This window comes from [Rhizobium] kunmingense, from assembly GCF_977018605.1.
In genome coordinates, this window is record NZ_CDRNXG010000001.1 from 1,895,104 (window position 1) to 1,916,515 (window position 21,412).

The window sequence follows — 21,412 nt, forward strand, 5'->3', positions numbered from 1 at the left end:
GACAAGCAGGGAGACGGGATGCAGCCGCATGATTTCTGGCAGGAGATGCACGCTCCCGGTTCCTTCGACGAAGCCGGACCGCATTCCGGATTTTATCCGGCGCGGCTCGACAGTGGCGAACAGCTTCGCCTGCCGATCCGGCCGCTTGCCGACGGGCAGCATGCGCTCGCCTCGCTGATCATCAACCAGGCCGGTTTCGACGTGCAGGATGCGCTGGCGGCGGATCTGGCGCCGAAGATCGCAGCGCTTCGCCCGGAGGTGATCGTCGGCCTGCCGACGCTGGGGCTGACGCTTGCCGCCGCCGTTGCGCGGATGCTCGGCTTTGCCCGCTACGTGCCCCTGGGTACGTCGAAAAAGTTCTGGTACGACGAGGCGCTTTCGGTGCCGCTTTCATCGATCACCACACCGGATCAACAAAAGCGGCTCTATGTCGACCCGCGGATGATGCCGCTGATTGCGGGCAAACGCGTGGCCCTGATCGACGATGTGATTTCATCCGGCACCTCGATCGTTTCCGGGCTTAAGCTGATGACCTCGCTCGGGATCGAGCCGGTGGCGATCGGGGCGGCGATGCTGCAGTCGGATCGCTGGGAGGCAAAGCTCGACGCGCTGGGACCTGACTGGAAGGGCCGGGTGGTTTCGTGTTTCAGGACGCCGATGCTCGAAAAGGTCGGTGAGGGGATGTGGGGCGGTTGAGGCTCGGTTGGGGTTAAGGCGCTGCCACTTGCGCCCGTCTCCCCGTGAGCGGGAAAAAGGAGGCAGATGCACTCACTTAACCCCTTGCGCATCGTCATCGGCCGGCTAGGATCACCTCATCCCACCCGAAGCATGCGTCATTTTTTCAGGAAGATTTTTGATGGAACTGGTGTTCGACGGCCATAACGACGTTTTGTTGCGGCTCTGGCGGAACATGAAGGCGGGGGGCGATCCCGTTGTCGAATTTGCCAAGGGAACACCGGAAGGGCATATCGATGCGCCGCGGGCGCGGCAAGGCGGGCTCGCCGGTGGGCTTTGCGCCATCTACATCCCGTCGGGCGATCTGGTGCTGAGCGACCCGGATGCCAACGGCCATTACGCGACGCCGCTGGCCGCCCCGCTCGCCTACCAGCCGTCGCTCGAAATCGCGCTCGAAAAGGCGGCGATCGCTGTAAGGCTCGATCGTGAGGGGGCCTGGAAACTCTGCCGCTCGACCGCCGATATCCGCTCTGCGATGGATGCCAATGTGTTTGCCGCGGTCCTGCATATGGAGGGCTGCGAGGCGATCGACGGTGATCTCGACAATCTCGACGTGTTCCATGCCGCCGGCCTGCGCTCGCTCGGGCCGGTATGGAGCCGCCACAACATTTTCGGCCATGGCGTGCCGTTTGCCTTTCCGATGACCACCGATACCGGGCCGGGACTGACCGGTCTCGGCTTCGATCTCGTTCGCGCATGCAACCGGCTCGGCATTCTGATCGACCTGTCGCACATGACGGAGAAAGGCTTCTGGGATGTGGCGAAGACCTCCGACCAGCCGCTGATCGCCAGCCATTCCAATGCCCATGCGCTGACGCCCGTCGCCCGTAACCTGACCGACCGGCAGATGGATGCGATCCGCGACAGCGGCGGGCTCGTCGGCCTCAACTATGCCGTGACGATGCTGCGCGACGACGGGCTGGACAATGCCGCAACGCCGCTTTCCGACATGATCCGCCATGTCGACTACATGGTGGAGCGCATGGGGATCGATCACGTGGCGATCGGATCGGACTTCGACGGCTGCACCGTGCCCGGTGAGATCCGGGATGCTTCAGGCAATCAAAATCTGGTTGCAGCCCTAAAATCAGGGGGATACGCTGGCGACGATCTGGTCAAGCTTGCCCGTGGGAACTGGTTGAGGGTTCTGGGGCAGGCCTGGCACGAATAAGGTTCCGCAACAGGCTTGCGCCGGGAACCGAAGACGCTGAACAAGCGTCGATGACGTCGACGAATATGAGCACATGAGAACAGGGGAACCGATCATGCTCCATTCACTTAGCACTTCCGTCCGCATGCTTTCCACCACGGCAGCCCTGTCGCTGCTGGTAGCCGCCACGCCTTTCGGCGTTCCGGGCGCGGCTTTTGCCGCGACGCCGGCCGATACGCTGGTGGAAGGCTTTGCCATCGACGACATCATCACCATCGATCCGGGCGAGGCCTTCGAGCTTTCGACCGCCGAGGTAACCGCCAACAGCTACAGCAAGCTCGTCATGCTCGATCCGGCCGATACGTCCAAGGTCGTCGGCGACCTGGCGGAAAGCTGGACGGTGTCGGATGACGGCATGACCTATACGTTCAAGCTGAAACCCGACCTGAAATTCGCCTCCGGCAATCCGCTGACGGCGGAAGACGTGGCGTTTTCCTTCGAACGCGCCGTCAAGCTCGACAAGTCGCCGGCTTTCCTGCTGACGCAGTTCGGCCTGACTGGCGATAACGTGACGGAAAAGGCGAAGGCTTCCGCGCCCGATACGTTCACGTTCACCGTCGACAAGGCCTATGCGCCGAGCTTCGTCCTCAACGTGCTGACCGCGACCGTCGCCTCGGTGGTCGAGAAGGCAACGGTGATGCAGCATGCCAAGGCGATGACGCCGTCGGCCGAATACAAATACGACACCGATTTCGGCAATGAGTGGATGAAGACCGGCTATGCCGGTTCCGGCCCCTACAAGGTGCTGGCATGGCGCGCCAACGAGGCCGTCCTCATGGAGGCGAACCCGCATTATTACGGTGAGGCACCGAAGCTGAAGCGGGTCATCTATCGCCACATGAAGGAAAGCGCCGGCCAGCGGCTGGCGCTGGAAAACGGCGATATCGACGTGGCGCGCAATCTCGAGCCCGGCGATGTCGAAGCGGTTTCCAAGAAGGAAGGCCTGTCGACGACGTCTGCGCCGAAGGGCACGATCTATTATTTCAGCCTCAACCAGAAAAACGAGAACCTTGCCAAGCCGGAAGTGGCCGAAGCGTTCAAATATCTGGTCGATTATGACGCGATCGGCGAGACGCTGATCAAGGGGATCGGCGAGATCCACCAGACCTTCCTGCCCAAGGGCCAGCTCGGCGCGATCGATGACAAGCCCTACAAGCTTGATGTCGCCAAGGCGAAGGAACTGCTGGCCAAGGCAGGGCTTGCCGACGGCTTTACCGTGACGATGGACGTGCGCAACACGCAGCCGGTGACCGGCATTGCCGAAAGCGTGCAGCAGACGCTGGCGCAGGCCGGCATCAAGCTGGAAATCATTCCCGGCGACGGCAAGCAGACGCTGACCAAGTACCGCGCCCGCACCCACGACATCTATATCGGCCAGTGGGGTTCGGACTATTTCGACCCGAACTCGAACACCGAGACGTTTACCGTCAACGCGGACAATTCCGACGAGGGCACGAACAAGACGCTGGCATGGCGCAATGCCTGGGACGTGCCGAAGGCGCTTTCCGACGCCGGCAAGGGCGCATTGCTGGAGAAGGATGCGGCCAAGCGTGCCGCCGTCTATGAGGACCTGCAGAAGCAGGTTCTGGCCCAGAGCCCGTTCGTGATCGTCTTCCAGCAGACGGAAGTGGCGGGCTATTCGTCCAAGCTTAAGGACTACAAGCTGGGGCCGAGCTTCGACACGAACTTCGTGGGTACGGTATCGAAGGAATAGGGCTGCAGGTTTAGAAAAGCCCCCTCCCAACCGACCTGGCTCGAGCCACGGGTCTCTCCCCGTCCTTACGGACCTCCACAAGGGGAGGGGCTTTACCTGGTCGCACCGCCGCCGAGGCTCAATTGAGCCAGGCGGGTGCCGCGGGTCCTCTCCCCCCTTGTGGGGGAGATGGCCGGCAGGCTAGAGGAGGGACTTTCTCAAGCGATAGCTCCGGACATTCTCCCCGTTTCACAGGGAGAAGGGGCAGGTGGCGATGTATCGCCCCAATCGGCCACCCAAGGGAGATCTCCTTGACACTTACCGACATGACGGCCGTGACGCGGCGCAGGCGCAAGCGGGCTTCCTCCTTCGGGATGGCGGTGGTCCGGTTCGTGGTGACGGTCGTCACCACGTTTCTTGGCCTGCTCGCCGTCACCTTCTTCATCGGCCGCGTGGTGCCGATCGATCCGGCGCTGGCGATTGTCGGCGACCGGGCGCCGGCGCATGTGGTCGAGCGGGTGCGCGAGGAACTGGGCTTGAACCTGCCGCTCTACCAGCAGTTCTGGATCTATATCAAACAGGCGCTTTCGGGTGATTTCGGCACGTCCGTGCTGACCACCAATCCGGTGATGGCCGATATCGCCCGCGTGTTTCCGGCAACGATCGAGCTGGCGACGATCGGGACGATCATCGGGGCCCTGATCGGCGTGCCGCTCGGGGTGCTGGCTGCCGTCAAGCGCGGGTCGATCGCAGACCAGATCGTGCGGGTGATCGGGCTGATCGGCTATTCGGTGCCGATCTTCTGGCTCGGTCTACTGGCGCTCGTCCTCTTCTATGCCAAGCTCGGCTGGGTCGCCTATCCGGGGCGGATCGATATCGTCTACGAATATACGTTCACGCCGGCGACGGGCTTCTTCCTGTTCGATGCGATCTGGCAGCGGCAGTGGGATGTGGCGTTGGATCTGTTCCGCCACATCATTCTGCCCGGTGGGCTGCTCGGCTATTTCTCGCTTGCCTATATCAGCCGCATGACGCGGAGCTTCATGCTGAACGAGCTGCAGCAGGAATATGTGGTCGCGGCGCGGGCGAAGGGATTGTCGGAGGCGCGGATCATCTGGTTTCATGCGCTGAGAAACGCCGCAGTGCCGCTGGTGACAGTGATCGCGCTTTCCTATGCTGGGCTGCTCGAAGGTTCGGTGCTGACGGAGACGATCTTCTCCTGGCCTGGGCTCGGGCTCTACATCACCAACTCACTGCAGAATGCCGACATGAACGCCGTGCTGGGCGGAACGATCGTCATCGGCGCGGTGTTCATCGCCATCAACATATTGTCCGATCTTCTCTACCGGACGCTCGATCCGAGGACGAGAAGCCGATGAGTGTTCTTCAGGCACATGAAAAGCCCTATAGCCGCGAATGGCTGTTATCCGAACAGCCGACCTCGCGGCATCAGGCGCGGCTGGGTCGCGCCTATGTGATCTGGCGGCGGTTTTCCGCCAACCGGCTGGCGCTTGCCGGTCTCGGCATCATTCTTCTTTTGATCCTCGTTGCGATCTTTGCCGATCTGCTGGCACCGCATAATCCGGTGCAGGGGGATCTGAGGAATGCGCGGCTTCTGCCGCCGGGCACCGCCGGCTATCTGCTGGGTACCGACGACCAGGGGCGCGACATTCTCTCGCGGCTGATCCACGGGTCACGGCTGACGCTTTTTGTCGTCGTGCTGGTGGCGATCATCGCCGCGCCCGTTGGCCTCATCATCGGCACTGTGTCCGGTTATGCCGGGGGCTGGGTGGATGCGGTGCTGATGCGGATCACCGATATCTTCCTCGCATTCCCGAAGCTGGTTCTGGCGCTGGCGCTGGTGGCGGCTCTCGGGCCGGGGATCGAGAACGCGGTTCTCGCCATCGCCGTCACCTCATGGCCGCCTTACGCGCGTATCGCCCGCGCCGAGACGATGACGTTCCGCAATTCCGAATTCATCTCGGCGGTGAAGCTGATGGGGGCGTCACCCTTCCGCATCGTCTTCCGGCATGTGATGCCGCTGTGCCTGTCGTCGCTGATCGTGCGGGTGACGCTCGACATGGCGGGGATCATCCTGACGGCGGCCGGTCTCGGCTTCCTGGGCCTCGGCGCGCAACCGCCGTTGCCGGAATGGGGGGCCATGATCGCGTCGGGCCGTCGCTTCATCCTCGACCAGTGGTGGGTGGCCGCGATGCCGGGTGCGGCGATCCTGATCGTCAGCCTAGGCTTCAACCTGCTTGGCGACGGATTGCGCGACGCGCTCGATCCGAAGGAGGCAGGCCAATGAGTGCGGTTTCCGGAAGCGATAAACTTCTGACGGTCGAAGACCTGCGCGTCACTTTTCCGACCCGCACCGGTGAGATCGAGGCGGTGCGCGGCGTGTCGTTTACACTCGGACGGGAGCGGCTCGGTATCGTCGGTGAAAGCGGTTCCGGCAAGTCGCAAACGGGTCGGGCGATCATGGGGCTGACGCCGAAACATGCGAAGATCACGGCGAAGACGTTGAATTTTTCCGGTCGGGATTTGCTCGACATATCCGACAAGGAGCGGCGCCAGATCCGGGGCAAGCGGATCGGCATGGTGTTGCAGGACCCGAAATATTCGCTGAACCCGGTGATGACGATCGGGCGGCAGATCATCGAGACGCTCAGGACGCATGAGAAGGTCTCGACCGCCGAGGCGAAGGTGCGCACGCTCGCGATGCTCGAGGCGGTGCAGATCCGCGATCCGGAGCGGGTGTTTTCACTCTATCCACACGAGGTTTCCGGCGGCATGGGGCAGCGGGTGATGATCGCGATGATGCTGATCTGCGGGCCGGAACTGCTGATCGCCGACGAGCCGACCTCGGCGCTCGACGTGACGGTGCAGCTTGAAGTGCTCGGCATTCTCGACAAGCTGGTGAGTGATCGCGGCATGGGGCTGATCTTCGTCAGCCACGACCTGCGGCTCGTCTCTTCCTTCTGCGACCGCGTGCTGGTCATGTATGCGGGGCGCGTGGTGGAGGAACTGCCGTCGGCCGACCTTTCCAAGGCGCAGCATCCCTATACGCAAGGGCTGCTCAACTGCCTGCCGGTGATCGGCTCCGACCGGCATCCGCTGCCGGTGCTCGACCGAAAGACGGAGTGGGCTCTATGACGGCAAGTGTTCTATCGGTCAGGGACATGGTCGTCACGTTCGACGATTTCGTTGCGCTGGACCATGTTTCGGTGGATGTGGCGCAAGGCGAGAGTTTCGGCATTGTCGGCGAAAGCGGGTCGGGAAAATCCACGCTGCTGCGGGCGGTGGCGGGGCTGAACGGGTTCAGCGCCGGGACGTTGACGATCAACGGACAGTCCTATTCGGGCCGCAGCCGGTCGAAGGATTTCTATCGCACCGTGCAGATGGTGTTTCAGGATCCTTACGGTTCGCTGCATCCGCGCCAGACGGTGGACCGGCTGTTGCTGGAGCCGCTCGCCATCCATGGTTTCGACAATGTCGATCAACGCATCATGCGGGCGCTGGACGAAGTGGGGCTGGGATCCGGTTTCCGCTTCCGCTATTCGCACCAGCTTTCCGGCGGGCAGCGGCAGCGCGTGGCGATTGCGCGGGCGCTGATCCTGGAGCCGAAGGTTCTGCTGCTCGACGAGCCGACGTCTGCGCTGGATGCCTCGATCCAGGCGGAAATCCTCAACCTTCTGGAACAGGCGCGCAAGGATCGCGGGCTGACCTTCGTGATGGTGAGCCATGATCTGGGCGTCATCAGCCATATGTGCGAGCGGCTGGCGGTGATGAAGGGCGGTAAAGTGGTGGAGACGGTCAAGGCCGCCGCGCTGGAGAGCCAGGATTTTTCCGCCGACTATACGCGGCAGCTGCTGGTGGCGAGCGAAGGATTTCGCCGGGGGTAGGCTATCCATCAGTAAATCCGCAAGTGCTGCAAAGGTGGCCGGGGGCATTGTGTGCGGGTGCGAAATGTCCTTAGATTGATACCAAAGAAGCTGCAGTCAGCGAAAACGGGGAGCGTTAGGAATGCAGAACATGATCTCCTGGGGAAGCCTCGGAGGGGCGATTTCACGCCGCGCCGTCATGGCCCGGACCTTGGCTCTTGCACTTACCGCCGGCGTGACGTTTGTTGCACCCGTTGCCGTCCCCTTGGCCCATGCGGCGCCGAAGACGTCCGTGTCGGTCGGCATGGCGGTCGAACCGGGCGGGCTGGACCCGACGATCGGCGCGCAGGTGATGATCGGGCAGGTGACCTGGCAGAACATTTTCGAAGGCCTGACGACGATCGACAGGGACGGCAAGGTACAGCCGCAACTGGCGGAAAGCTGGACGATTTCGGACGACGGCAAGACCTATACGTTCAAGCTGCGCGAGGGCGTCAAGTTCCACAATGGCGTCGCCTTCGACAGTTCGGTCGCCAAGTTCACGCTGGACCGTGCGCGGGGTGCAGACAGCGTCAATCCGCAGAAACGCTATTTCACCTCGATCGACACGATCGAGACGCCCGATGCGGCGACGCTGGTTCTGAAACTCAAGCAGCCGACCGGAAGCCTGCTGTACTGGTTCGGCTGGCCGGCAGCGGTGATGGTGGAGCCTTCGACGGCGGAAGCCAACAGATCCAATCCGGTCGGAACCGGGCCGTTCATCTTTGACAGCTGGGCCAAGGGCACCAAGGTCGACCTGAAGAAGAATGCCGACTACTGGAACAAGGGTGTTGCCGTGAGGCTGGAGACGGCGTCTTTCCGCTTCATCAACGATCCGCAGGCGCAGGCGGCAGCCCTGACAGCAGGGGATGTCGATGCGTTTCCGGAATTCGGTGCGCCGGAACTCGTCTCTTCCTTCGAGGGCAACGAGCGGCTGGCAACGGTGATCGGCAATACCGAACTCAAGGTCGTCGCCGGCATGAACAATGCCCGCAAGCCGTTTTCCGACAAGCGCGTGCGGCAGGCGCTGATGATGGCGGTCGACCGGGCGATGGTGGTGGAAGGCGCGTGGTCCGGCTACGGCACGCCGATCGGCAGCCATTACACGCCGAACGACCGCGGCTACAAGGACCTGACCGGAGTCTATGCCTACGACATCGAAAAGGCCAAGGCGCTTCTGGCCGAGGCCGGGTATGCCGACGGTTTTTCCTTCACCATGAAGGCGCCGCAGATGGTCTATGCGCAGCGTTCATCGCAGATCCTGCAGGCGCTGTTTGCAGAAATCGGTGTGACGATGAATATCGAGACCACCGAGTTTCCGGCGAAATGGGTGGCGGACGTGTTGAAGGCCGCCGATTACGACATGACCATCGTTGCCCATGCGGAGCCGATGGACATCGATATCTACGCCCGCGATCCCTACTACTTCAATTACAAGAACCCGGCGTTCAATGCCGTCCTCGACAAGGTCGAGGCGACCGCGGATGTCGGCGAACAGGATGCGCTTTATGGCGAGGCGCAGACGATTCTGGCCGAAGACGTGCCGTCGCTGTTCCTGTTCGTCATGCCGAAGCTCGGCATATGGGACAAGAAGGTGAAAGGCCTGTGGGAGAACGAGCCGATCCCGTCGAATGTGCTGGCCGAGGTTCATTGGGAAGAGTGAGGGTTTTGGTAGTGCAGGCCGGTGCGGCATACCGATCTCCCCCCTTGAGGGGGAGATGCCCGGCAGGGCAGAGCGGGGTGGCTCCCCATTCTCTTCGCAAACCGAATGTGCTGAACCACTCCCCTCTGTCGGCTCTGCCGACATCTGCCCCGCAAGGGGCGAGATTGGAGATCCGCATCCCATGATCTCCATCCTCATCCGCCGTATCGCAAGCCTTATCGTCACGCTGCTCGTCGTGTCGCTCCTTATCTTCTCGGTCATGAACCTTCTGCCCGGCGATCCGGCGGCGATCATGCTGGGGACGTCGGCGACGCCGGAGACGCTGGCGGCGCTGCGTGCGCAGATGGGGCTCGATCAGCCGATGATGCTGCGTTATCTCGCCTGGCTTTCCGGCATGTTCCAAGGCGATCTGGGGCAGTCCTATACGTATAGCGTGCCGGTGGCGGGGCTGATCGCCGAGCGGCTGGCGGTGACGCTGCCGCTGGCGCTGATGGCCGTCGTCATGTCCATCGCGATTGCCGTGCCGTTCGGGGTGATGGCGGCGCAGCGGCATAACGGCTTGGTCGATCATCTCGTCGGAGCCTTTTCCTATGTGTCGATCGCGGTGCCGGCCTTCTGGGTGGGGTTGCTGCTGATCATCGCATTCGCAACCGGTCTCGGCTGGATGCCGGCGGGCGGCTTTCCCGGCTGGGATGCGGGGCTGATGGCGGGGCTGACGGCGCTTCTCATGCCGGCGGTGGCGCTCGCTCTGCCGCAGGCCGGCGTGCTGACGCGGGTGGCGCGCAGTGCGGTTCTCGAATTGATGAACGAGGATTTCGTCCGCACGGCACGGGCCAAGGGCCTGGGCGAGCGCGCCGCCGTGTGGCGGCATGCGCTGCCGAATGCGGCTATCCCGGTCGTCACCATGATCGGATTGCAGTTCACCTTCCTGATCGCCGGCGCGGTGCTGGTGGAAAACGTCTTCAACCTGCCGGGGCTGGGGCGACTTGCCTACCAGGCGCTGGCGCAGCGCGACATCATCGTCATGCAGGATGTCGTGCTGTTCTTCTCCGCCCTCGTCATCATCATGAATTTCCTCGTCGATCTCGCCTATCTGGCGATCGATCCGCGGTTGAGGACGGCGTGATGGGGGCATTCGTCCGAAATCGGCCGGTGCTCGTCATCGGCGCCATGATCACGCTTTCGCTGGTCGCCGTGGCGCTCCTCTCACTGGTCTGGACGCCGTCGCTTCCGTCCCGGATGAATATCGTGCAGCGGCTGAAGCCGCCGTTCGGGCCGGGGGGCATGCTTGGCACGGACCCGTTCGGCCGCGACGTCGCCTCGATGCTGATGGTCGGCGCGTGGAATTCGTTGTCGACCTCGTTCCTGGCCGTGGCAATCGGCGCCGCGATCGGCTCGGCGGTCGGGGTCGTCGTCGCCATGCAAAGAGGATGGCTGGAACTCGTCGTCATGCGCGGCTGCGACATCATCTTTGCCGTGCCGCCGATCCTGTCGGCGATGATGCTCGGGGCGTTTCTCGGCTCGGGGCGGTTTACCGCGGTGATCGCCATCGCCGTGTTCATGGTGCCGGTTTTCGCGCGGCTGACGCTTGCAGGGGCGAAACAGATCTGGGCGCGCGACTATGTGATGGCAGCCATCGGCATCGGCCGGTCGAAGGCGAAGATCACCCTCGTGCATATCCTGCCGAATATTTCCAGCCAGATCATCGTGCAGGTGACGATCCAACTGGGGCTGGCGATCCTCACCGAAGCGGGGCTTTCCTTTCTCGGGCTCGGCATGCCGCCGCCAGCGCCGACATGGGGACGGATGCTCGCCGACAGCCAGACATTCTTCGGCCAGGCGCCGTGGCTGGCGATCCTGCCGGGCATGGCGATCGCGCTTGCGGTTCTGGGCCTCAACATGCTCGGCGATGGCTTGCGCGACCTGCTTGATCCGCGTTTCCGCCAGCGCTGAGCCTTTCTCGCATTTTCCTGTCCGGGATTGGAACAATCTCCGACACAACCCGTTGTCGGGATGCAGCCATTGGCATGCAGGTTTTGTGTTGCCGTGAACGGCGGGTAGGGGAGTCATCGATTGAACGACGTTGCAGACAAGCCGAAGATTACGAGAACCCGTAAAAAGGCTGTCCAGCCGGCTTCGGCCGTGCCCGCAGAGGCTTCTTCCACGGCGCCTGTTAAAAAGGTGCGGGCGAAGCGTTCATCAGCCACGTCCCTGAACGCTGACGTCGCCAAGGCAAGCGTCAGGGAAACAGTCAAGGCTGCACCCAAGCGTGGACCACGCAAAACCAAAGCATCGACTGCCGCAAAATCGAACATGATCAAACAGGAGACCGTCATGCCAGCATCGACCTCGACGACCACCGAATTTCCGCGCACCGGTTCCGCCGCGTCGACCAAGGATATCGAACTGCAGCTGGAACAGCTGCGCGAGGATATCTCGGCACTTGCCAAGACGGTTGCCGCCGTCGGCAACGACAAGGCTTCCGAAGTGAAGAGCCGGGCGAAGCGTGCTGCAGCCGATGCGACCGACGCTTCCTACCAGATCGCCGAGGCCGCCAAGAACCAGGCGCTGAGCTGGGAGCGCGACCTTGAGGGTCAGATCCGCACGAACCCGATCCAGTCGGTGGCGATCGCTGCCGGTGTCGGCTTCGTCTTTGCGCTTCTGACGCGTCGCTGATCCTGAATGCTGACCGCGTTGGGGCCGCTGATCGCATCCTTTATCTCGACGGATGTGACGGCGATGAAGCGAAAGATCAAACGCAACGCGATCCTTTACGGGATCGCGGCTGCGTTTCTATGGACGGCCTACGGGCTGCTTGTTGCGGCACTCGCCATTCATCTGGGTGAACGCTGGGGCCTGCCGATGGCGATGCTGGTAATCGCCGGCGGGATGATCGGCATGGCGCTTTTCATGATCGCCATCGTGATGATCATGAACGCCGCCGATCAGCGCCGCAAGAAGCGCGAGATGGCCGCCAACAGCCAGCGGGCACTGATGATGACGGCTGCCGTTTCGACGCTGCCGCTCCTGATGAAGTCGAAGCCGTTGATGCTGCTTGCCGTCGCAGGCGGGCTCGGTTTTCTGGCAACGAAGGGTGGCAAGGGCGGAGACCCAAGGCAGGGGCCGCCTCCAGCGGAGTGAAGGTTTTCGCAAGAGTCTGGATGATGGAAAGCCGCTCGGGGTTCTCGGGCGGCTTTTTTGTTGCGGGATGCGGGCGCGGTCCCGTCATCCGCCTGCCGGCATCTTCTTCTCCCCGCGCGGGCGGGGGAGAAAAGGGGATGGAGCACTGCGGTTGCCTCGATCTCCCTGACACGCGGTATCCAGCACGTCCCTTCTGTCCCCACAGGGAGAAGGTTAGGGTGAGCGCCACGCCTTTTAGATGAAGGTGAAAGGCCTCTCCTCCAAAGAAAAAAGGCCGCCCGGAGGCGACCTTTGTGATGATCCTGCGCGCGCGTTCGAATGATCAGCTGCCGAACGCCCTTGCGGTGATCGCGGCATCGCCGGCGTCCGGGCCGTAGTCGCTTTCGCCGGAAACGCCGAGCAGTTCCTGAAGGCGGGTTCTGGCGCGCGAGACGCGGCTCTTGATCGTGCCGACGGCGCAGCCGCAGATTTCGGCGGCTTCCTCATAGGCAAACCCGGCAGCGCCGACCAGTACGATCGCTTCGCGCTGGTCTTCCGGCAGCTTCTCGAGCGCCTCGCGGAAATCCTGCAGGTCAAGGCGGCCATACTGTTCCGGATGCACCGAGAAGCGTTCGGAGAACAGGCCATCGGTATCCTGCACCTCACGGCCGCGCTTGCGCATCTGGCTGTAGAATTCGTTGCGCAGGATTGTGAACAGCCAAGCCCGCATGTTGGTGCCGGCGGTAAAGCTCTTCTGATTGGCCCAGGCCTTCATGATCGTGTCCTGTACCAGATCGTCCGCCTTGTCGTGGCGGCCGGTCAGGGAGACGGCGAAGGCGCGGAGATTGGGCAGCGAGGCGAGAAGGTCGCGCTTGAAGGCGCGGTCATCCTGGTCCGCCTGCACGTCAGTCTTTTGGGACTGGAGCTCTGTGCTCATGTAGCATCCACCGCCTTTGCTTCGGCTGCGGTATGCGCCTTTTCAGCCGCTTCCAGGCGTTCCAGCAGGTCGAGAAAACGGTCCGGGATGCCTTCTTCCTGAACGGCCTCGTAGAATTCCTTCAGCTTCCTCGAAATAGAAGCATTCGGGGCCGCGGAACCGGGTTTTATCTGAGGGGGCTGAGCTGTTGTCATATCATGCTTTTTTCTGGTCTCTTCACTCATCACTCGGGCGCCTGCTTGCAAATCATCGGGTACATAATGCCCGAGATCAAAAAAAGTTCCGTCTTGCGGAACTTATTTTGCAGTCCCACGTTAATCCCACGTCAATTGCCCATTCGGGCCCAGGGGAGAATATTTATGTCACTCACCACACGCGTTGCGTCTCACCTTCCGTACCTGCGACGGTATGCCCGTGCGGTCACCGGATCGCAGACGTCCGGAGACGCATATGTGGCGGCCGTTCTTGAAGCGCTGATTGCCGATGTCTCCATTTTTCCGGAAAGTTCGAAAGATCGCGTTTCGCTTTACAAACTCTTCGTCGCAATCTTTGGTTCCACCGCCATCGAGATCCGCCCGATCGAGTCTCCCTTCGCATGGGAGCAGCGTGCTGCCGCAAACCTGTCGTCGATCCCGTCGCATGCGCGCCACGCCTTTCTGCTGATTTCGGTCGAAGGCTTCACCATCGAGGAAGCGGCCGAAGTGCTCGACGTGAGCACTGCCGAAGTCAGCAAGCTGCTTGACGAGGCATCGCGCGAGATCTCGCGTCAGGTCGCGACCGACATCATGATCATCGAGGACGAGCCGCTCATCGCGCTCGACATCGAGCAGATGGTGCAGGACCTCGGCCATCGCGTGACGGGTATCGCCCGGACGCACAAGGAAGCGGTGTCGCTGTTCCAATCTTCCCGTCCGAAGATGGTTCTGGCCGATATCCAGCTCGCCGACGGCAGCTCCGGCATCGATGCGGTGAACGAGATCCTGAAGACCTCTTCCGTGCCGGTGATCTTCATCACCGCGTTCCCGGAGCGGCTGTTGACGGGCGAGCGTCCGGAACCGGCATTCCTCGTTACCAAGCCGTTCAACCCGGATATGGTGAAGGCGCTGATCAGCCAGGCGCTGTTCTTCAACGAGGCGGTTAAGGCCGCGGCATAATGGCCACACTCGTGGGGCGGCTGGAACAAAAAGCCGTGTAAGGTCGTAGCGGGTCGGATTTTTGCGGCCTGCTACCCCTTGTCTTAATCGTCTTGTGCCTATTCTTAACGATAGTCTGAGACTGCGGGTTCGGATGCTAGTTGTGTCCGGGCCGGCGCGTTCGAAGTCAGTGTATCTGCCGTCTTCTTCACGCAACGCATGTTGGATCGATCCTGTTGTGTCCGCGCAGCGGTTGGGTCCTTTAAGAGCAACACGAACATCCGGCGTCGCCTTCAAGGTGTCATCGGATGAGGCGGTAGACGGAGTGGCAAGATTGGCGCAGCCGCTGATATGGCAGCAAGCGGGTCAGAGTGATGACAAGCTGCGGGAATTCTTCATGCCCGCGCTGGTGGATCTCGGCGCCAGCGTCATGATCCAGAACAAGGATTTCGACTATCTCTACGTCGCCAACCTGCCGGACGTGTGGGCAGTTCAAAAGCTGGCGAACCCGACCGATGCCGGCCTGTTCGGCGATGAGGTGGCCGTCAAGCTTGCCGCCTTGAAACGCGCAATGACCGAGTGTGGCAAGAAGGGCCATATCGAGGTCACCGTCGGTTCCGACCAGATCTTCGAGTTCCGCGTACAGGCCGTCGAATTCCAGCCGAGCGGATTGCATCTCGTCACCACGATCATCGACCGTTCGGAGGAGCGCCATCGCGAGCGGCTGCTGCGCGCATTGTTGCGCGAAGTCAGCCACCGATCGAAGAACCTGCTTGCGATCATCCAGAGCATCGCGCTGCAGACCGCGCGCCATTCGGGATCGCTTGACCTTTTCCTCAACAAGTTTCGCGGCCGCTTGTACTCGTTGTCGCAAAGCCAGGACCTGATCACCGATTCCAGTTGGCGCGGTGCTTATTTCCATGACCTCGTGCGGCAGCAGACGGAAAAATACCTGCCCGATACGCCGCACCGGGTGAAGATTTCCGGCGACAATGTGCTTTTGACGCCAAACGCGTCGCTGCATCTCGGTCTTGCGCTGCACGAGCTGATCGTCAACGCGGTCAGCCACGGTTCGTTGTTGCGCGGTGCGCGACCGATCGAGATCAACTGCACGAAGATGCATGTCGACGGCCACGACTATCTGGAAATGAGCTGGAACGAGGCGCTTTTGCCGGGCGAGGATAGCGATACGTCGGAAGAGGGGTTGAAGGCCCATTTCGGCAGCACGGTGCTGGAGCGCGTCGTGCCGGCTTCCGTCAACGGCAAGGCGCAGTACGAGATTTCCCAGGAGCGTATCGGCTATAAGCTGCGCTTCCCGCTGGATATCGGCGGCGAATAATCCCGCGTTTCCCCGCCGCCTGTTCTCCGTCACCACGGAATTTCAAAAGCTCAAAACAAATCCGGCTCGGTTTCCTTGGGAAACCGAGCCGGCTCGTCTCTTCGAGGGGGATTGAAGAGCTATCCGAAGGCTTTGTAGGGCGGGGGACGGGGGGTCGCCTTCGGATATCCTGATAACGGACGACCCAAAATAAGGTTCCCGACTTTTTGCGAAATAATCAGCTCTCCGGAAAACGGTAAACGGCGGCTTTCGCCGCCGTTTCAATGTGAGCCAAGGGGGCTCTCCTTAAAGGCTGGTCAGCGCTTGACGGCGCGTGGATCGAGCGCGTCGCGGATGGCGTCGCCCATGTAGTTGACGCTCAGTACCGTCATCGAAATGGCAAGGCCGGGCCACAGCACGCGCGAGGGCGTCAGCTGCAGGAAGTTGGCGCCGTCGAACAGAAGGCGTCCCCAGGTCGGGAAGTCCGACGGGAAGCCGAGGCCGAGGAAGGAAAGCGCCGATTCCGTGATGATGGCGGAGGCGATGCCGAGCGTCGCCGAGACCATGATCGAGGACAGCACATTGGGAACGATGTGCTTCAGGACGATGCGGTACTCGCGCATGCCGCTCGATTTTGCCGCCAGCACGAATTCCTGACTCTTTACCGCCAGAACGTCACCGCGAACGATGCGGGCCGTGTGCATCCAGCTGGTGATGCCGATGACGAAGACGACGAGGATGAAGATGCCGGTTTCCGGGCCGAAATAGGAGCGCAGCGTATCGCGGAACAGCATGATGATGACGAGCAGCAGCGGCAATAGCGGCAACGCCAGGAAGAGGTCGGTGAGGCGCATCAGCGGGCCGTCGAGCTTGCGGAAATACCCCGAGAGGACGCCGACCAGCGTGCCGAGCACGAGGGCCAGCAGCATGGAAGTGATGCCGACCGCAAGCGAGATGCGGCCGCCGGCCAGAACCTGGGCAAGCATGTCCTTGCCAAGGTTGTCGGTGCCGAACGGATGGGCAAGCGATGGCCACTGGTTGCGCTCGCGCACATTCAGTGCATTCGGCGCGACCGTGTGGATATACGGGCCGACATAAACCGCAAGCAGAATGAAGGTGAAGGTGAACAGGCCGACGACGCCGCCCTTGTGGGCGCGGAACTGCTTCCACATGTCGGCAAAGGCCGAACGGGCAGGGCCGGCGGCAATGGTCGGCGCGGGGGAGGTGATGGTCGCATCAGTCATAGCGGATCCTCGGATCGAGAATGCCGTAAAGCACATCGGCAATCAGGTTGAAGAGGACGATCAGCACCGCGAAGATGAAGGTGAGCGTCTGGACGAGCGGGATATCGGCCCCCTGAACGGCGGTGATCAGCAGCTGGCCGAGGCCATTCACGCGGAACACCTGTTCGGTGATGATGGCGCCGGAGAAGACGGTGGGCACGCCGAGCGCGATGACGGTGACGACCGGGATGAGGCTGTTGCGCAGGACGTGGACGAGCAGCACGGCCTTTTCCTTGACGCCCTTGGCACGGGCGGTGCGGACATAGTCCTGGTGCAGGTTGTCGAGCATGGACGCGCGCACGAAGCGGGCGATCTGCGAGGCGTTGTAGAGCGCCAGCACGAAGACCGGCAGCGCCATCTGACGGATCTGGGCGAGGAAGCTGTCGAAATCAGTCACCCGCAGATTGGTGTCGTAAACCGAAGGGAACCACTGCAGGTAGGAGGAGAAGATGACGATCAGCAGAACACCGGTGAAGAAGGTCGGGACCGAATAGCCGATCATCGAGATGAAGGTGCCGATCTGGTCGAAGATCGAATACTGCTTGTAGGCGGAGATGACGCCGATCGGGATGGCGATGAGAATGCCGAAGACATAGGCAAGGCCGACGACCCAGAGCGTCTGCGGCAGGCGCTGGACGATGAGATCCACGACGGGGCTGCGGGTAGCCCAGGATAGGACGCGCATCCGCTCGCCGTCACCGAACTGCCAGCCGGTCAGACTTTCGAAAATGTTCAGCGGCTCGTTGATGAAGAACTGCTGCAACCATTTTAGATAACGGATGAGGAAGGGCTGATCGAGGCCGAGCGAGGCGCGGATCTGCTCGCGCACTTCCGGCGGGATCGTCAGCGGTAGGTCGCCGGTCGGATCGCTGGGGGCAAGATCGAGCAGCGCGAAAATGACGAAGCTGATGATCAGCAGCGTCGGAATTGCGAAGAACAATCGTCGCAACGTGTATGTGAACATCTGGAACTTTCTCCGGGCTGCGCAGCCTGGCCTTGCGACCTGGGCCGGCGGCGTCGCGGGTTTAGCTATGCCTTGTAGATCGGCCCCGCTGAGACGGGGCCCATCGCTGCGCCGCTTCGGTCGATGTCGATCGGGAAACGAAGCCTGTTCGTCTTCCCCCAGACATGCTCGCGAAGGGTGGACCGGGCCGGTCAGGGACCAACCCGGTCGACGGCATCACTTTGCGCGAGACCAGTCGGCGATGTTCCACACCTGGCTGTCCCAGGCATTCATCCTGACGCCTTCGAGCGTGACGGCGAATGCCGAGAGGTCGCCGCGGTGGACGAGCGGGATATGCGCGCCTTCCGTCGTCAGCATGTCGTTGAGCTGCTTGGAGATTTCGGCGCGCTTTTCCGGCTCGGCGGTCTTGGAGAGTTCACCGACAAGCGTGTCATAGGCCGGGTTGCAGTAACGCGGGATGTTCTGGCCCTGCCAGCCGTTTGCCGGGCTCGGCATCTTGTCGCACAGCCATTCCGCCAGATACTTTTCCGGGTCGGTGCCGTCGAAGTTGTTGGTGTACATTTCGACGTCGGCATAGAATTTCTGGAACGTGTCCGGGCTTGCCGGGTCGCCGCCGAAGAAGACGGAGGCAGAGGCGTTGCGCAGTTCGGCATCGACGCCGATCTCCGCCCACATCGACTTGACCAGTTCCTGGGTCGCCTGGCGCACCGAGTTGGTGGACGTGGAATAGAGATAGGAAAGCCTGACGCCGTCCTTGGCGCGGATGCCGTCGCTGCCGCGTGCCCAGCCGGCTTCATCGAGGATCTTGTTGGCTTCCTCGATGTTTTGCGGCAGGCACCATTCGTCATTCGCGGTGGAGGCGACGGCTGCCGGAGCGGGAACGATGTTGCAGGTGGCACGGCCCGCTTCACCATAGCCTGCCTCGACGATGAGACTGCGGTCGATGGCGAGCGACAGGGCGCGGCGCACGGCCGGATCGGTCAGCGACGGATGCGGGCCGGCTTCCTTGGTGGAGCGCTTGTCGCCGAGCGACGGATCGGCGTTGAAGTGGTTGAGGTTGATGCGCTCGACATTGGTGCCGAAGGCGGATTCCAGGCGGCCCTTGCCAGCGGCCATCATCGATGCCAGCACTTCCGGTTCAACCATCGTGTTCCAGGCGTAATCGTATTCGCCGGTTTCCAGCACCGCACGAGCGGCCGAGGCCGCGTCGCCGCCGCCCTTGAGGGTCACGGAGGCGAAGGCCGGCTTGGCGGCATCGCGGTAATTCGGGTTGGCGGTGAGGGTGATCACGTCGTTCGGTTTGAAATCGGAGACGACGAAGGCACCGGTGCCGATCGGGCCGAAGTTTGCCGCGGTGCAGCCGGGCGCCGCGGCGCCGACGCAATCCTTGAACTGGGCGGCCTGGATGATGGGCGACTGGCCGCCGACGAAGGCGGAGTAGGGGTAGGGCTTGGGTTCGTCGAAGGTGATCCTGACAGTCAACGGATCGACCGCCTCGACATTCTTGACGCCTTCATACTGGGCGGCCTGGGCGCAGCCGCCATCGGGCGCCGTGCAGTATTTCCAGGTGAAGATGACGTCCTCGGCGGTGAAGTCCGTGCCATCCGACCATTTGACGCCGGGCCGGAGTTTCCAGGTCATGCTGAGCAGATCCTGGGCGAGGCCGCCGTTTTCCAGTGTCGGGATTTCAGACGCCAGCCACGGCACCAGTTCGCCCTTCTCATCGGTGCGTGCCAGCGGCTCGATGACAATCGAGGAGGCCAGAACTTCCTTGGTGCCGCCCGACAGATACGGGTTCATGGTCGATACGGCCTGCCAGAACAGGATCTTCAGATCACCATCCGTGCCGCGCTCGGCGTGCGCGGCTGCACCCGAAAGTGCCAGCGCGGCGACTGTGCCGGCCAGAAGAAGTTTGAGTTTCCGCATGCTGCTATTCCCCTTTGTGATTCTCTTGACGAGTTGTGTTGCCGTGGTCGAAGCGTCTTCCTGCCGGATCTCCCGGACAGCGGCATTTTGCCTGTCTGCCCTTCCGGCGGATGCCGGGCTGCTGCCCAAAGTCGCGATATTGCAATTCGCCGCGACCGGTTCACTCCTTTGTAAAAAACGTCTTTGAACAAATTTTGAGCGATCAAAGCATAAGCCTGTTTTTCGTTCAAGATCGAAAATTGGCTCTTGCAAAAGCTTGCACAAGCATCGCAATATCCGCCCACTCAGAGTGGGAAATCCAGAAAAAACAACGAGGTGCCGTAATGCCAGTGATCAATCGCGTAGCCGAGATGCAGGATCAGGTGGCCGAATGGCGCCGGCATCTGCACCAGAATCCCGAGCTGCTCTACGATGTTCACGAGACGTCGAAATTCGTTGCAGAGAAGCTTTCCTCCTTCGGCTGCGACGTGGTTGAGACCGGCATCGGCAAGACCGGTGTCGTCGGCCTGATCAAGGGCCGTCAGGGCGATGGTCCGGTGATCGGTTTCCGCGCCGACATGGATGCGCTGCCGATCTTCGAGACGTCCGGCAAGCCGTGGGCATCGAAGACGCCGGGCAAGGCGCATTCCTGCGGCCATGACGGCCATACGGCGATGCTGCTCGGGGCGGCGCAATATCTTGCAGAGACACGCAATTTCAAGGGTTCCGTGGCGGTGATCTTCCAGCCGGCGGAAGAGGGCGGTGCCGGTGCACTGGCGATGATCAACGACGGGTTCATCGACAAGTTCGGCATCAAGGAAGTCTATGGCATGCATAACGAGCCGCGGCTTGCGGTCGGCAATTTCGCCATCCGCAAGGGCGGCATCATGGCGGCTGCCGACGTGTTCGAGATCACCATCAACGGCCGCGGCAGCCATGCGGCGCAACCGCATAATTCGATCGATCCGGTGCTGACCGCATCGCATGTGGTGATCGCCCTGCAATCGATCGTCGCGCGCGAGACCGATCCGCTGAAATCGCTGGTCGTCACCGTCGCGTCCATCCATGGCGGCGATGCCAATAATGTGATCCCCGATACGGTGAAACTGGTCGGCACGGTGCGCACGCTTCTGCCTGAAACGCGTGATTTCGCCGAAAAGCGGTTGACGGCGGTGGCCAAGGCGACAGCCGAGGTGCATGGGGCAACGGCGGATGTCTTTTATCGGCGCGGCTATCCAGTGACCTTCAATCACGATGCGGAAACGGAATTCGCCATCGAGATTGCCGGAAAGGTGGCGGGACCGAAGGCCGTCAACGGCAACGTCAATCCACATATGGGCGCGGAAGACTTTTCCTACATGCTGGAACAGCGCCCCGGCGCGTTCATCTTCATCGGCAACGGCGATACGGCGAGCCTGCACAACGCGGCCTATGACTTCAATGACGAGGCGATCCCCTATGGCGTCAGCTACTGGGTGACACTGGCCGAGACGGCGCTTGCCGCCTGATCCGGAACAGAAAACCGATA

At 61.9% G+C, this 21,412-nt stretch carries 21 protein-coding genes; 15 read left to right on the forward strand and 6 right to left on the reverse strand.

Annotated features, from left to right (window positions below; all coding sequences use genetic code 11):
- The first annotated feature begins 18 nt into the window (after positions 1 to 18).
- The 10 genes from AC0JZ4_RS08920 (at position 19) to AC0JZ4_RS08965 (ending at position 11,177) form a co-directional block, all read left to right on the forward strand.
- Positions 19 to 696 (forward strand): phosphoribosyltransferase, encoded by a 678-nt coding sequence (locus tag AC0JZ4_RS08920; RefSeq protein ID WP_471886029.1) that lies wholly within the window; start codon positions 19 to 21, stop codon positions 694 to 696.
- 160 nt (positions 697 to 856) lie between these two features.
- On the forward strand, positions 857 to 1,906 hold the full coding sequence (locus tag AC0JZ4_RS08925; RefSeq protein ID WP_471886030.1) for a dipeptidase: 1,050 nt from the start codon (positions 857 to 859) through the stop codon (positions 1,904 to 1,906).
- A 94-nt stretch (positions 1,907 to 2,000) separates the two neighbouring features.
- Positions 2,001 to 3,659, forward strand: coding sequence for an ABC transporter substrate-binding protein (locus AC0JZ4_RS08930; protein ID WP_471886031.1), 1,659 nt, complete (start codon positions 2,001 to 2,003; stop codon positions 3,657 to 3,659).
- Between the two features lie 305 nt (positions 3,660 to 3,964).
- Positions 3,965 to 5,017, forward strand: a complete 1,053-nt coding sequence (locus AC0JZ4_RS08935) for an ABC transporter permease (protein ID WP_471887843.1) — start codon at positions 3,965 to 3,967, stop codon at positions 5,015 to 5,017.
- Positions 5,014 to 5,946, forward strand: coding sequence for an ABC transporter permease (locus tag AC0JZ4_RS08940; RefSeq protein ID WP_471886032.1), 933 nt, complete (start codon positions 5,014 to 5,016; stop codon positions 5,944 to 5,946). The genes AC0JZ4_RS08935 and AC0JZ4_RS08940 overlap by 4 nt, the downstream gene beginning before the upstream one ends.
- Entirely contained in the window at positions 5,943 to 6,794 is an 852-nt protein-coding gene (locus AC0JZ4_RS08945; protein ID WP_471886033.1) for an ABC transporter ATP-binding protein, read from the forward strand. The genes AC0JZ4_RS08940 and AC0JZ4_RS08945 overlap by 4 nt, the downstream gene beginning before the upstream one ends.
- Positions 6,791 to 7,543: an ABC transporter ATP-binding protein gene (locus tag AC0JZ4_RS08950; protein ID WP_471886034.1), complete on the forward strand. Its 753-nt coding sequence runs from the start codon at positions 6,791 to 6,793 to the stop codon at positions 7,541 to 7,543. The genes AC0JZ4_RS08945 and AC0JZ4_RS08950 overlap by 4 nt, the downstream gene beginning before the upstream one ends.
- 130 nt (positions 7,544 to 7,673) lie before the next feature.
- Positions 7,674 to 9,224 carry an ABC transporter substrate-binding protein gene (locus AC0JZ4_RS08955; RefSeq protein WP_471887844.1) on the forward strand — a complete coding sequence of 517 codons (1,551 nt, stop codon included), beginning with the start codon at positions 7,674 to 7,676 and terminating at the stop codon, positions 9,222 to 9,224.
- Between the two features lie 181 nt (positions 9,225 to 9,405).
- On the forward strand, positions 9,406 to 10,350 hold the full coding sequence (locus AC0JZ4_RS08960; protein WP_471886035.1) for an ABC transporter permease: 945 nt from the start codon (positions 9,406 to 9,408) through the stop codon (positions 10,348 to 10,350).
- Positions 10,350 to 11,177 (forward strand): ABC transporter permease, encoded by an 828-nt coding sequence (locus AC0JZ4_RS08965; protein ID WP_471886036.1) that lies wholly within the window; start codon positions 10,350 to 10,352, stop codon positions 11,175 to 11,177. Before AC0JZ4_RS08960 ends, AC0JZ4_RS08965 begins: the two co-directional genes overlap by 1 nt.
- A gap of 113 nt (positions 11,178 to 11,290) precedes the next feature.
- On the opposite strand, the gene AC0JZ4_RS08970 is transcribed toward AC0JZ4_RS08965, so the two are convergent.
- Positions 11,291 to 11,584 (reverse strand): hypothetical protein, encoded by a 294-nt coding sequence (locus AC0JZ4_RS08970; RefSeq protein ID WP_471886037.1) that lies wholly within the window; start codon positions 11,582 to 11,584, stop codon positions 11,291 to 11,293.
- Between AC0JZ4_RS08970 and AC0JZ4_RS08975 the strand changes: the two genes are divergently transcribed.
- Positions 11,559 to 11,900: an ElaB/YgaM/YqjD family protein gene (locus AC0JZ4_RS08975; RefSeq protein ID WP_471886038.1), complete on the forward strand. Its 342-nt coding sequence runs from the start codon at positions 11,559 to 11,561 to the stop codon at positions 11,898 to 11,900. The two genes, AC0JZ4_RS08970 and AC0JZ4_RS08975, sit on opposite strands and share 26 nt — an antisense overlap.
- A 6-nt stretch (positions 11,901 to 11,906) precedes the next feature.
- Positions 11,907 to 12,365, forward strand: coding sequence for a hypothetical protein (locus tag AC0JZ4_RS08980; protein ID WP_471886039.1), 459 nt, complete (start codon positions 11,907 to 11,909; stop codon positions 12,363 to 12,365).
- 322 nt (positions 12,366 to 12,687) lie between these two features.
- Here the strand turns inward: AC0JZ4_RS08980 and AC0JZ4_RS08985 are convergent, their stop codons facing one another.
- Both AC0JZ4_RS08985 and AC0JZ4_RS08990 read right to left on the reverse strand, forming a co-directional pair.
- Positions 12,688 to 13,281 (reverse strand): RNA polymerase sigma factor, encoded by a 594-nt coding sequence (locus AC0JZ4_RS08985; protein ID WP_471886040.1) that lies wholly within the window; start codon positions 13,279 to 13,281, stop codon positions 12,688 to 12,690.
- On the reverse strand, positions 13,278 to 13,475 hold the full coding sequence (locus AC0JZ4_RS08990; RefSeq protein WP_471887845.1) for a NepR family anti-sigma factor: 198 nt from the start codon (positions 13,473 to 13,475) through the stop codon (positions 13,278 to 13,280). The genes AC0JZ4_RS08985 and AC0JZ4_RS08990 overlap by 4 nt, the downstream gene beginning before the upstream one ends.
- 165 nt (positions 13,476 to 13,640) lie before the next feature.
- On the opposite strand from AC0JZ4_RS08990, the gene AC0JZ4_RS08995 reads away from it, so the two are divergent.
- Positions 13,641 to 14,435 carry a response regulator gene (locus AC0JZ4_RS08995; RefSeq protein ID WP_471886041.1) on the forward strand — a complete coding sequence of 265 codons (795 nt, stop codon included), beginning with the start codon at positions 13,641 to 13,643 and terminating at the stop codon, positions 14,433 to 14,435.
- Positions 14,436 to 14,811: 376 nt separating this feature from the next.
- Complete coding sequence (locus tag AC0JZ4_RS09000) at positions 14,812 to 15,753, forward strand: sensor histidine kinase (protein WP_471886042.1); 942 nt, start codon at positions 14,812 to 14,814, stop codon at positions 15,751 to 15,753.
- Positions 15,754 to 16,049: 296 nt separating this feature from the next.
- On the opposite strand, the gene AC0JZ4_RS09005 is transcribed toward AC0JZ4_RS09000, so the two are convergent.
- From AC0JZ4_RS09005 to AC0JZ4_RS09015, 3 genes are all read right to left on the reverse strand, one after another.
- Positions 16,050 to 16,976, reverse strand: coding sequence for an ABC transporter permease (locus AC0JZ4_RS09005; RefSeq protein ID WP_471886043.1), 927 nt, complete (start codon positions 16,974 to 16,976; stop codon positions 16,050 to 16,052).
- Positions 16,969 to 17,979 carry an ABC transporter permease gene (locus AC0JZ4_RS09010; RefSeq protein WP_471886044.1) on the reverse strand — a complete coding sequence of 337 codons (1,011 nt, stop codon included), beginning with the start codon at positions 17,977 to 17,979 and terminating at the stop codon, positions 16,969 to 16,971. Before AC0JZ4_RS09010 ends, AC0JZ4_RS09005 begins: the two co-directional genes overlap by 8 nt.
- A 216-nt stretch (positions 17,980 to 18,195) precedes the next feature.
- Positions 18,196 to 19,905, reverse strand: coding sequence for a peptide ABC transporter substrate-binding protein (locus tag AC0JZ4_RS09015; RefSeq protein WP_471886045.1), 1,710 nt, complete (start codon positions 19,903 to 19,905; stop codon positions 18,196 to 18,198).
- A 323-nt stretch (positions 19,906 to 20,228) separates the two neighbouring features.
- Here AC0JZ4_RS09015 and AC0JZ4_RS09020 point away from each other — a divergent pair, with 323 nt between their 5' ends.
- The gene (locus AC0JZ4_RS09020) at positions 20,229 to 21,392 is read left to right on the forward strand and encodes a M20 aminoacylase family protein (protein WP_471886046.1); all 1,164 of its coding nucleotides are present in this window, start codon (positions 20,229 to 20,231) and stop codon (positions 21,390 to 21,392) included.
- Positions 21,393 to 21,412: the final 20 nt, after the last annotated feature.